8 protein-coding genes and 3 pseudogenes are annotated in these 10898 nt (G+C 41.6%); all 11 read left to right on the top strand.

Annotated elements, in window-relative coordinates; all coding sequences use genetic code 11:
- Positions 1–467 precede the first annotated feature (467 nt).
- A complete protein-coding gene (locus WKT05_RS00710) occupies positions 468–1010 on the top strand; it encodes an N-6 DNA methylase (RefSeq protein WP_340412482.1) in 543 nt (180 codons plus the stop codon).
- A gap of 269 nt (positions 1011–1279) precedes the next feature.
- The gene (locus tag WKT05_RS00705) at positions 1280–1873 is read left to right on the top strand and encodes a TetR/AcrR family transcriptional regulator (RefSeq protein WP_215506847.1); all 594 of its coding nucleotides are present in this window, start codon (positions 1280–1282) and stop codon (positions 1871–1873) included.
- Positions 1874–1946: 73 nt separating this feature from the next.
- Complete coding sequence (locus WKT05_RS00700) at positions 1947–3665, top strand: ABC transporter ATP-binding protein (protein WP_340412478.1); 1719 nt, start codon at positions 1947–1949, stop codon at positions 3663–3665.
- The gene (locus WKT05_RS00695) at positions 3658–5394 is read left to right on the top strand and encodes an ABC transporter ATP-binding protein (protein WP_340412477.1); all 1737 of its coding nucleotides are present in this window, start codon (positions 3658–3660) and stop codon (positions 5392–5394) included. Before WKT05_RS00700 ends, WKT05_RS00695 begins: the two co-directional genes overlap by 8 nt.
- Before the next feature lie 90 nt (positions 5395–5484).
- Positions 5485–5979 (top strand): annotated as a pseudogene (locus WKT05_RS00690) (MptD family putative ECF transporter S component); the annotation flags it as partial.
- 1 nt (position 5980) lies between these two features.
- Positions 5981–6679, top strand: coding sequence for an energy-coupling factor transporter transmembrane component T family protein (locus tag WKT05_RS00685; protein WP_340412476.1), 699 nt, complete (start codon positions 5981–5983; stop codon positions 6677–6679).
- Positions 6667–8115: an ABC transporter ATP-binding protein gene (locus WKT05_RS00680; RefSeq protein ID WP_340412475.1), complete on the top strand. Its 1449-nt coding sequence runs from the start codon at positions 6667–6669 to the stop codon at positions 8113–8115. Before WKT05_RS00685 ends, WKT05_RS00680 begins: the two co-directional genes overlap by 13 nt.
- Before the next feature lie 127 nt (positions 8116–8242).
- Positions 8243–8437, top strand: a pseudogene (locus tag WKT05_RS00675) (ATP-binding protein); the annotation flags it as partial.
- Between the two features lie 31 nt (positions 8438–8468).
- Positions 8469–8570, top strand: a pseudogene (locus WKT05_RS00670) (IS30 family transposase); the annotation flags it as partial.
- Between the two features lie 132 nt (positions 8571–8702).
- Positions 8703–8894 carry a hypothetical protein gene (locus WKT05_RS00665; RefSeq protein ID WP_340412473.1) on the top strand — a complete coding sequence of 64 codons (192 nt, stop codon included), beginning with the start codon at positions 8703–8705 and terminating at the stop codon, positions 8892–8894.
- Between the two features lie 187 nt (positions 8895–9081).
- Positions 9082–10896 (top strand): potassium-transporting ATPase subunit KdpA, encoded by a 1815-nt coding sequence (kdpA, locus tag WKT05_RS00660; protein WP_340412472.1) that lies wholly within the window; start codon positions 9082–9084, stop codon positions 10894–10896.
- The last annotated feature ends 2 nt before the right edge of the window (positions 10897–10898 follow it).

Raw genomic sequence — 10898 nt, 5'->3', positions numbered from 1 at the left:
AGCCGCCTTCGGGCGGTTTTTTAATGCTTATCTCCCGAACTCAAAACCTTCTTTCATCCTACAAAGATAGAGTTATAAAATTTGGTATAATACTGTCGAAGGACTGTACATAGTAGATGCATTACCTGAGATGGATGATGTCTTTCCAATGATAGATTATGGAAAAAATAAAAGATGAAGAAAGAATAAACCGGGCCTACAAAATGCCATAAATATAACTCTACATGTAATGACAAAGCAGGATGGGATGAGAGTATAGGCATAGAAGTACCGGGCAAAATTTGTAGGTAGTTTAAATGTGATGTACTGGAGATTTTGGAATATCAGTGCTGGATAATTAATTAAAGGAGATGTGAAATGGCAAAAAATAAAGATAAAACTGAGGAATTGTCCTTAGAATCAGTTCTATGGAATTGCAGAGTATCATTAAGAGGATATGGAAGTACTGAAAAAATAGAGACGCTGTAATAGGATTAGTTTTCTTAAAGTTTGCAGGAGATAAGTTTGAAACAAGAAAAAAACAAATTGAAGAAGAACATCCTGATTTATTCATGCTAAGAGAGATGCCGGCCACTTATCATGCTGACAATGTTTATTATCTAAATGAAACATCCAGGTGGAGTTACATAGTTAAAAATGCATCGGCAGATGATATAGCAATAAAAATAGATACAGCAATGAAAGACATAGAGGAGGACAATCCTTCCCTAAAAGGAATTTTGCCTCAAAATTTGTACGCTACTTTAGGAGCTCCGGCAAGTAAAATTAAAAGTCTAATCGATGAGATAAATAAGATAAATGGAGATAGATTCCATGAAGAAGATTTGATCGGAAGAGTCTACGAATATTTTTTACAAATATATGCAGCATCAGGAACAAAGGAAGACGGTGAATTTTATACACCTTCAAGCGTTGTAAGACTATTGACTGAGCTAATCGAACCATATGACGGAGTTGTATATGAGAACAAAACACCATATTTGATACATTTTAACGGCATCGCCGCTTAGGGTACGAACCTAATACTAAGGGGTACGAAAATTTAGTATGTGGTACGAAAATCAATAAGCTCACAGCGATGTTCATCCTAAAATTAAACTAAGAAGCATTACGCGTTACAAGAATCTTGTTCTATCTGGCAGGGTTCTTTTTTTATGCAACATTAGGTGAATTGCCATTATCGCATAAAATTCTTGACAAATAAGTTAGTCTATGGTAATTTCTCCTTACCGAGATTAATATCGGTAAGGAGAGGAAAATGATGGTCAAGGAGAGGAAAATGATGGTCAGAGAACGATTAGATCCGGAAATGCGTAAAGAAGACATTCAAAAGGCTGCTATGGCACTCTTTTCTTCTAAGGGCTTTAACAATACGACGATGGATGATGTTCGTGAAAAATCCGGTTTATCAGCCGGCGGATTATACTACTACTACAAAAATACGGCAGAAATCCTCTACGACATTATGGATAGAGGAAGCAGGATGCGTGAAGCGACGGTAACAAACACGGTTCAACATATGGGGAACAAGCTTACACCACATATCTTGGCTGAAGTTGTCGTCGATAAAATGTTGGCGAATAATCCTTTTACGCCTATCTATGTCATATTTCTTGGTGAGATTAAGAAAAATGAACAGCTTAACGCATTATATGAAAAACTCAAGAGGGATTCGATTACTTACTTTAAGCATTTTATGAATGGGTACGACTGCGGATTGCTTACTGATGATGACTATGAATTTGTAACGAATCTCATCAATGCAAGCTTGTTATCCTGTGAAATTTTAGATACACGTGAAAATTTTCTAAAGAACAGACAGCACTTGGTATCCATGATTGAAGGTTATTTTACTCGTTCGACTTCTCAGTAAGCGGAAGTTTCCGGACTCTAAAATCTTCCATCAATTTCCGCATTTCATTCATTTACTAAGGAGGTTTTTTGATATGAACTTATTGAAAAAGTACATCGCCAAAAATAAGACCGGCTACTTTTTCTCGGTTCTTTTTGCCGTTTTGGGTGTACTGGCAGGACTTTTTACCTATGTGCTCTTGAGCAAAATGATCATTGCCCTCATTGCAGGGAATACAAATTTTGCTTTTTATACTAAAGGAGTCCTCAGTATTCTCGCACTGCTGTGCGCAAAAGAAGTTTTTATGGGTATTTCCACCACGATTTCTCATACGGCGACCTATGGTGCTTTGTGTGAAATCAGGCGAGATATCATGGACAAACTTTTCAAAATGCCGTTAGGAAACATTTTGAATTTAAGCACAGGAAAGCTAAAAGATGTCATCGTGAATCAAGTTGACAGCATGGAGACAACCCTGGCTCACCTGATTCCTGAAATGACCGCTAATATTGTTGGCCCGGTTTTACTTCTTGTTTACATGTTTGTACTCGATTGGCGCGTTTCGCTCTTGGCACTGGTTCCTCTTGTGATCGGCATGTTTTTTATGGCCGGCCCGATGAAGCGCATGCCTAAAATGTTTCCCAAAGCAGTCAAAATTGGTCAAGACATGAACAACTCAATTGTGGAATATATCAACGGCATCGAAGTCATTAAGTCTTTTAATCAAGGCGATACATCCTATAAAAAATACAGCGATAATGTTTATGCCAAAGCAGATTATTACTGCAAGTGGATGGGCTTGAACAACAACGATTATGCGGTGAGCATGTCGCTTGCACCGATGGGTATTTTAACCATCATTCCGTTTGGCCTTTTCTTCTGTATGCAAGGTAGCCTAAGCGGCGCTCATCTTTTGATGTTGATTATTTTATCGTTTGGCACAATCTCAAATATCATGCAGGTGATGTCTTATGAGGACGATATGGGTCGCATCAAAACCATTGCCGGTGAGATTGAAAAAGTTCTCAACTCAAAAGAGTTATCCCACGCAACCGGTACACTAAACATTTCACGCTATGACATCACTTTCGATCACGTGTATTTCTCTTACGATGACAACAATCAGGTTATCAAGGATGTCAATCTGCACATCAATGAAGGTAGTGTCAATGCACTCGTCGGGTATTCTGGCTCAGGGAAATCGACCGTTGCAAAGCTCCTCGCCGGATTTTGGGATACCGATAGTGGAACCATAACAATTGGTGGCATAGCTCTCAAGGATATGCCTTTAGAACAGCTTTCGGATGCTATTTCTTATGTATCTCAAGACAATTATTTGTTTGATATTTCCATCAAAGATAATATTCGCATCGGCAAAAAAAATGCAACGGATGAGGAAATTATAGAAATCGCTAAAAAATCGGGCTGCCACGATTTCATTATGAAGCTCTCACAAGGCTATGAAACGGTTGCCGGAGAAGGTGGCGGGCATCTCTCCGGCGGTGAGCGCCAACGCATCTCTATTGCACGCGCCATGCTCAAAGATGCACCGATTGTCATTTTGGATGAAGCCACTTCCTATATCGATCCAGAAAATGAAGCTATTTTGCAAGATGCCATCGCCACATTGGTAAAAGGCAAAACGCTCATTATTATCGCCCATCGACTGAAAACCATTGCAGATGTGGATCAAATATTTGTAATCCATGATGGATATGTTGAAAATCACGGAACACACGATGAACTATTAAAAGATTCTCCGGTTTACCAAGAATTGTGGAGTGCGGCCATGCGAGGTGAAGAAAATGATTAATACATTTAAGAAGTTATGGAAATTTGCAGAGCGTGAGCAAGGAATGATTCGCTCCTCGGTGATCTGGAGTTTTTTGGGCGCGATTTTTAACGTTTTTCAATTTATGGCCATCTATTTGGTCATTGCGGCGATTATAAAGCAGGAAATTACGTGGCAGACGATTGGTATGTGCAGCGCATTCTTAGTGCTTTCTTTACTGGGCATCATTATTTCTAAGAAAAATTCCATGCTTAAGCAAACGCATGCCGGCTATTTTACAGCCGCAAATAAACGTATCGCTATGGGAGAAAAAATCAAAAAAGTGCCAATGGGCTTTTTCAATGATTTTAGCTTAGGAAATTTAACGGCCATTGCGACGACAAAGTTGGACAGTCTCGAAACTTGGGTGCCCACACTTTTTATTATGGTATTCGGCGGTCTGCTTGTAACCGTGGTATTTATCCTGTCCCTTTTTATGCTGCATTGGAAAATTGCACTCATTGCTATCGCTGGGTCTTTGATTTTCTTGGCGGCGGCCGCTTTAATGCAGCAAAGATCTAAAAAGAGTTCGGATCGAGTTTCTGTTGTACAAAACGATCTCACGAAAGAAGTGCTGGCAACCTTGCAAGGTATGCAGATCATCAAGTCCTATAACTTGGGCGGACAAAATAACAACAAGCTGGATCAAAGTTTTGAAGAAACAAAAATATCGACGTTGAGCCTTGAAAAGGCCGTTACGCCTTACACGGTACTGCTGAAAATCATCATTGCGATCACGATTTCGGTTATGATTGCCACAGCACTTTCATGCTACTTTTCGGGAGAGCTTTCTTTGGACTATACCATCATGACGCTGGTTGCCAGTTTTGTGATTTTTAACAGTTTATTGGCTTCTGGTAGTGCTATGGCCATGCTTAGAACCATTGACAACGCGATGGATTCTTATGATTACGTCAATCAAATGCAAGATATGCCGGAAGGTCATATCAATGATGAACTTCAGCAACACGATATTGAATTTAAAAATGTTTCCTTTGCCTATGGCGAAAAGCCAATCATAAATAATGTGTCTTGCTATATCCCCGAAAGATCAATGACGGCTATCGTAGGGCCGTCTGGTTCAGGGAAAACAACTTTTTGCAATTTGATCTCTCGCTTTTGGGATGTCAATTCAGGAGAGATTCGCCTTGGAGGAAAGAACATAAAAGATTACTCCCTCGAAAATCTCATGAATCATATTTCGATGGTCTTCCAAGATGTCTATCTTTTTGCCGATACGATTGAAAACAACATTAAATTCGGATGCCCAAATGCCACCCGCGATGATGTGATTGCGGCGGCAAAAAAGGCTCAGTGCCATGATTTTATTTCCGCCTTGCCCGATGGCTATCAGAGCATGATCGGAGAAGGTGGAACAAGTCTTTCCGGCGGAGAAAAACAGCGCATTTCCATTGCCAGGGCAATGCTGAAAGATGCACCGATTATCATCTTTGATGAAGCTACTGCAAATGTTGATCCGGAAAACGAAGACAAGCTGAAAGCAGCCATTGAAGCCCTTACTCAAAACAAAACCGTCATCATGATCGCGCACCGCTTGAAGACGATCCGTAATGCAAACCGGATTTTGGTACTGAACAAAGCAGGGATTGAGCAGTGCGGTACACATGATGAATTGATGCTGCAAGGAGGTCTTTATCGAGATCTTATCGAATCGAGAAGTAAGGCGGAAAGCTGGAGATTCGCAAATTGAAGTTTGGAACTAACAACAACATCTTCGACAAAAAATGATTGTGCCTGATGTTGTCGAAAATTAAATGTTCAGAAAGGGACGGGACTTTTAGGCATGGCTGCCCTCTACATTTCAGCCGGGTTTGCCGCTTTTGTGATCGGACCGACCTTTGTGATTACGGCTCGAAAAGTACGAAAGCGTGGCACAGCGCTTCTCTTTTGGGCTGTGCTTGGGTTGGTATATGCAATTTTAGGTTATGGGATCATGATTCCGATTACTCTGATTGCAGGGATTGTCTGCGAGCTGATAATCGGAAAGTACGATAATAGCAAACGCATCGCCATTGCTTTTAGTATTGCCATGTTTACAGATTCGATGCACAGCATTCTTTTAACAAAAATTTTAGGCGTCGAAGGTTTAGTAAAATACATGTCATCTACCTTTTCTCCAGAACAAGCAGCACAAATGGTTGCCGCCTATACAAATGAAGTGATTTTGATAGCTGCTGCCGTTAATGTTGTGCTGTGCTTGTTAGCCGGATTTTTCGGAGTATTCATCAACAATAAGTTCTTTGAGAAAAGCACTCAGCAGAGCAAGCTCAAATAAGATGAGCCGATCATTTTCCCGCAGAAAAGACCAAGAGGGATATCTTCATCCGCTTACGCTATTTGCCTTAACGATCCTGTTTTCCTTCTTGGTCTTTACTCGCAATCCATGGTTATATGGAATCACCTGTGCGGCAAGCTTTTTAATCTTGCTGTCTCGTTCCGCTCGAACCTGCATAAAAAATCTCGTTTTTTATGCAGGTATATTTGGTGTGGCAGTGCTTCTGGCTCATATCTCATTAGGTTTTACAACAGGAGCTTTTTTAGGACTTGCCATTTTAATTCTTCAGTTGTTTCCGATCATGAATATTGGTTGTGCACTGGTCATGACAGGTTCGACTAAAATTTTTACGGCTATGCACCAGTTGCATTTACCCATAAGTCTATCGGTCGGTCTTGTTACCGCGCTGCGCTTTCTTGACGAAATACTGCTTAGACTTAAGGAAATTAAAGCCGGAATGAAAATCCGCGGTTTTCATGCTTCACTTTTGCATACCGTCCGTACTTTTGAGCTGTACTTTGTTTCCTTGGTCTATAAATGTTTGCATGTCAGCGAAACTCTCGTCTCTTCAATTATTGCCAAAGGTATCGAGTATGAAGGAGAAAAAACCAGTTATTATGATATGCGCTTTAAATTCGCAGATGGCATCAGCCTGTTTGCCGGCGTGGCGCTTTTGAGAGTTGCACTATGGACATCATGAAAGTCAATATTGAGCGCTTCACCTATCAAGGAGCAGAAAAGTCATCTTTGCATGCTATTCATTTTGCGATCGCACCGGGAAAACTGGTCGTACTCACCGGTAATTCCGGCTGCGGAAAAACAACGCTTACCAGAGTGATGAACGGACTCATACCGGATCAGTATGAAGGCACACTGGATGGCAAAGTCACATTATTGGATCAAAATCTGCATGATTTTAAGACGGGTACCTTGGCTAAGGTCATCGGCAACGTATTTCAAAATCCATCCGATCAATTCTTTACCCGCAAGGCAGAAGATGAGGTCGCCCTTGTCGGAGAGAACCTCGGCATGCCGCAGGCGGAACTGAGAAAACGGGTGAAGAAAGCTTTTGAGTACATGAGCATTGCTCACTTAATGGATAAAAATTTGAATGAACTTTCCGGCGGAGAAAAACAGCGGGTAGCTATTGCCTCTACCTTAGTTTATGACACAAAGATTATTTTCTTTGATGAGCCTTCAGCTTCCCTTGATCAAGAAGGTATCCGAGATTTGCAAGGCATCCTGAAATTGCTCAAAGCGTCGGGTAGAACCATCATCATCGCCGAACACCGACTATATTTTTTGGAGGATCTCTACGATAAGCTCTATGTCATGAAAGGCGGAACTTTTATCAAAGAATTTGATGCGGGCGAACTAAAATCATCCGATTGTAAATACTTGGGACTTCGAGCGATAGATTTTTCCGCACTTGTTCCGCACAACACGACAAAGACAGGTGAGCGTGTTTTTTCTGCGAAGGATGTTCATGTCTCTGTAGGCAAAAAAGAACTCATCTCGAATTTATCCTTTGACTTACATTCCGATGAAATCATGGGGATTGTCGGCACAAATGGTATCGGAAAAAGCAGTTTAGGTCGTGTTCTCTGCGGACTTGCCGGCAAGAAGCAAGATATTTCATGGGGAAAAACTCAGCGAGAACGACTGAAAAATGCCTACTACATGATGCAGGATGTAGACTACCAGCTGTTTTTTGATACCGTAGAAAACGAGGCGCTCGCGAACGGCAAAAAAATAAGCGATGCTTATTTGGCAGAGGTCTCTTGGATCATTAAGCATATTGATCTTTGGAATAAACGCAGCGAGCATCCGCAAAACTTATCCGGCGGGCAAAAGCAAAGGCTGGCTCTCGCCAATGCTTTTTTGAGTGAAAAGCAAATTCTTATTTTGGATGAGCCGACCAGCGGTTTGGATTACATGCACATGGATAAAATCGCCGAGCTTATCTTTGAACTTGCCAAAGGTCGCCCGACACTTATTATTACGCATGACATCGAACTATTACTGAAAGTCTGCCGGACGGTCCTTCTGATCAAACAAGATGGATATGAGAAACTTGATTTACAGACGGCAGAATATCATAAGCTCATTTCTTATTTTGAGCAGATGATGAAATAACGGCAAAAAAGATATAAAACTTAAACAAATATATTTAATAACATCTTTGGACTTGCCGAGTGGGAATAAATATTTTGTGTTTTCTGAATCCTGAAAAGCGTTGGTAATACAGCGTTTTTCAGGATTTTTCTTTACAAACTTATCATTGGAAATTATTCAAAATCCTAATATTGAATTTGAGTATCAGAGGATATATTCAAGAATACTTGAAATGACAATACCAGTTAAAGTTACGGGAGAAGATTTTAGAAGAAAAATCCATCAAGAGAAGTTAAGAAGATACAAAGAGTTACTTTTATATGGAGGTGGAATAGATGATTAATGAAGAAGTATCTAGGTCAAGTCTTAATAATGAGCTGATTAAAAACTTAATGGAGCTTAATACCAGACATAGAAAATGTCTAGAATATCAAACTCCATTTGATTTATTTATGCACGAACTTAGTTTGGTTTAGGTGTCGCAATATTATTTGCAATTCATCTTATAAAAACTTATACAATCTTAGTTTCGATTGCAGGACACTTTTTCCCTCTTAATACTTTTAGTGGCATTATGACTTTGCAAGAAAGAAATGAGGTGAACAGTTATGAGCATTATAAATGCAGCGAGAAGATTTGAACAGAGATTTGACGCAAAAGCGAAACGCTTTATTTGGCATCATCCGCTACTTGGCTTCATCTCCATCTTTATTGGAATGCCATTACTGGTTTTGGCGTGTGTCTGTATCAGTACAATCGTTATCGCCTTTCCGATGACATATATTTTAGGTTGGTTATAATCTTTATTTTATCTTTATATCCACAAAAGATGACTAATGCCACTTTTAGATGAAAGGCTTTATGATACTTGGAGTATCAAAAAAGGAGGATGAATCTTATGCAAATACTAATTGCACTCATAGGTGTATGTGCGGCAGCAATGCTGCTGTGGTATGTCTATATTTTAATGAAGGGAGATGAGCAGGCATGAGCACCATAATTCAGTATGTTTTATACCTTGCCATTCTGATTGTTTTGGCAATTCCGTTGGGCGCATACATAAGCAAAGTTATGAATGGCGAGAAAACTTTTTTGTCCAAAATTTTGACACCGTGTGAAAACCTTGTTTACAGGATTATGCGTGTAGATAAAGCAGAACAGATGACATGGAAAAAATATGCGGTAAGCGTATTGGTTTTTTCCGGTGTTGGACTTGTTTTTCTGTTCCTGCTCCAACTTTTACAGGGCGTTCTTCCCGGAAACCCGCAGCATCTTTCCGGTGTGAAATGGGATTTGGCATTTAATACTTCTGCAAGTTTCATTACCAATACAAACTGGCAGGCATATTCCGGTGAATCTACATTGAGTTATCTCACCCAGGCTTTAGGTCTGACTGTTCAGAACTTTGTTTCCGCAGCCACAGGTATCGCCGTTCTGTTTGCTTTGATCCGCGGCTTTATCAAGGTGAAATCCACCGGGTTAGGGAGCTTTTGGGTGGACTTGACCCGCATTGTGGTTCACATCCTGCTTCCACTGAATCTGGTCATTTCTCTGTTGCTGGTAGGCGGCGGTGTAATCCAGAATCTGAAAATTTCAGAAACCGTATCTCTTGCAGAACCGATTGCTGTCAGTGCAGAAGGTGAAATCCTTAAGGATGCAGTAATTGACTTAGACACCGCAACCGTCACTGTAGATGGCGAAATCTCTTCGGATGCACAGATCGTCACCGAGCAGTTCGTACCAATGGGTCCTGCAGCCAGTCAGGTCGCAATCAAGCAGACCGGCACCAACGGCGGCGGCTACATGGGCGTCAACTCTGCACATCCTTTGGAAAACCCCAATGCCTTTACCAATCTGATTGAAATGATTTCCCTTCTTCTAATTCCGGCGGCACTGTGCTTCACATTCGGCTCTGCGGTAAAGAACAAGAAGCAAGGTATCGCAATCTTTATGGCAATGTTCCTCTGTCTGGTTGTTGCCTTGGGTTGCATCGCTGTCAGTGAGCAGGTCGGTACATCTCAGCTTGCACAAAATGGTACAGTCAATACCTCTATGATAGAACAGGCTGGCGGCAATATGGAAGGCAAGGAGACCCGCTTCGGCATTGCGGCATCCTCTACCTGGGCAGCCTTCACCACAGCAGCCTCCAACGGCTCTGTAAACTCCATGCATGACAGTTACACGCCTCTTGGCGGTATGGTGACTATGCTGCTGATGCAGCTTGGTGAGGTTATTTTCGGCGGCGTGGGAAGCGGCCTTTACGGTATGCTTGCCTTTGCCATTCTGGCGGTGTTTATTGCTGGTCTGATGGTAGGCCGTACCCCGGAATTCCTTGGCAAGAAAATTGAGCCTTATGAGATGAAATGGTCGGTACTGGTTTGCCTTGCAACGCCCATTGCAATTCTGGTCGGCAGTGGCCTTGCCGCTGTAGTACCCTCTGTCATGGATAGCCTGAATAACAGCGGCGCCCACGGTTTCTCTGAAATGCTGTACGCCTACTCATCCTGTGGCGGCAATAACGGCTCGGCCTTTGCCGGTTTCAATGCGAATACCGTATTTCTAAATGTAAGCCTGGGACTGGTGATGCTCTTTGCCCGGTTCCTGCCCATCATCGGCACACTTGCAATCGCAGGTAGCCTGGCCGGGAAAAAGAAAATCGCCACGACTGCGGGTACCTTGTCTACCACAAATGGAATGTTTGTTTTCCTGCTGATTCTTGTGGTATTTCTGATCGGTGCACTGAGCTTCTTCCCGGCACTTGCCCTTGGTCCACTTGCTGAGTTCTTTGGCAGCATTGCGTAAAG

The sequence above is a fragment of the Peptoniphilus sp. HCN-40583 genome (genome assembly GCF_037892835.1).
Taxonomy (GTDB): Bacteria; Bacillota; Clostridia; order Tissierellales; family Peptoniphilaceae; genus Aedoeadaptatus; species Aedoeadaptatus rachelemmaiella.
The sequence above is the reverse complement of the archived record's forward strand: the minus strand, read 5'-3'. Positions and strand labels throughout refer to the sequence as shown.

What these genes read in the sequence shown, in the direction of transcription:
- WKT05_RS00700 (WP_340412478.1), top strand. Translation starts at nt 1,947, where the DNA reads ATGAACTTATTGAAAAAGTACATCGCCAAAAATAAGACCGGCTACTTT.
- WKT05_RS00680 (WP_340412475.1), top strand. Translation starts at nt 6,667, where the DNA reads ATGGACATCATGAAAGTCAATATTGAGCGCTTCACCTATCAAGGAGCA.
- WKT05_RS00705 (WP_215506847.1), top strand. Translation starts at nt 1,280, where the DNA reads ATGATGGTCAGAGAACGATTAGATCCGGAAATGCGTAAAGAAGACATT.
- kdpA (WP_340412472.1), top strand. Translation starts at nt 9,082, where the DNA reads ATGAGCACCATAATTCAGTATGTTTTATACCTTGCCATTCTGATTGTT.
- WKT05_RS00695 (WP_340412477.1), top strand. Translation starts at nt 3,658, where the DNA reads ATGATTAATACATTTAAGAAGTTATGGAAATTTGCAGAGCGTGAGCAA.
- WKT05_RS00685 (WP_340412476.1), top strand. Translation starts at nt 5,981, where the DNA reads ATGAGCCGATCATTTTCCCGCAGAAAAGACCAAGAGGGATATCTTCAT.
- WKT05_RS00665 (WP_340412473.1), top strand. Translation starts at nt 8,703, where the DNA reads ATGAGCATTATAAATGCAGCGAGAAGATTTGAACAGAGATTTGACGCA.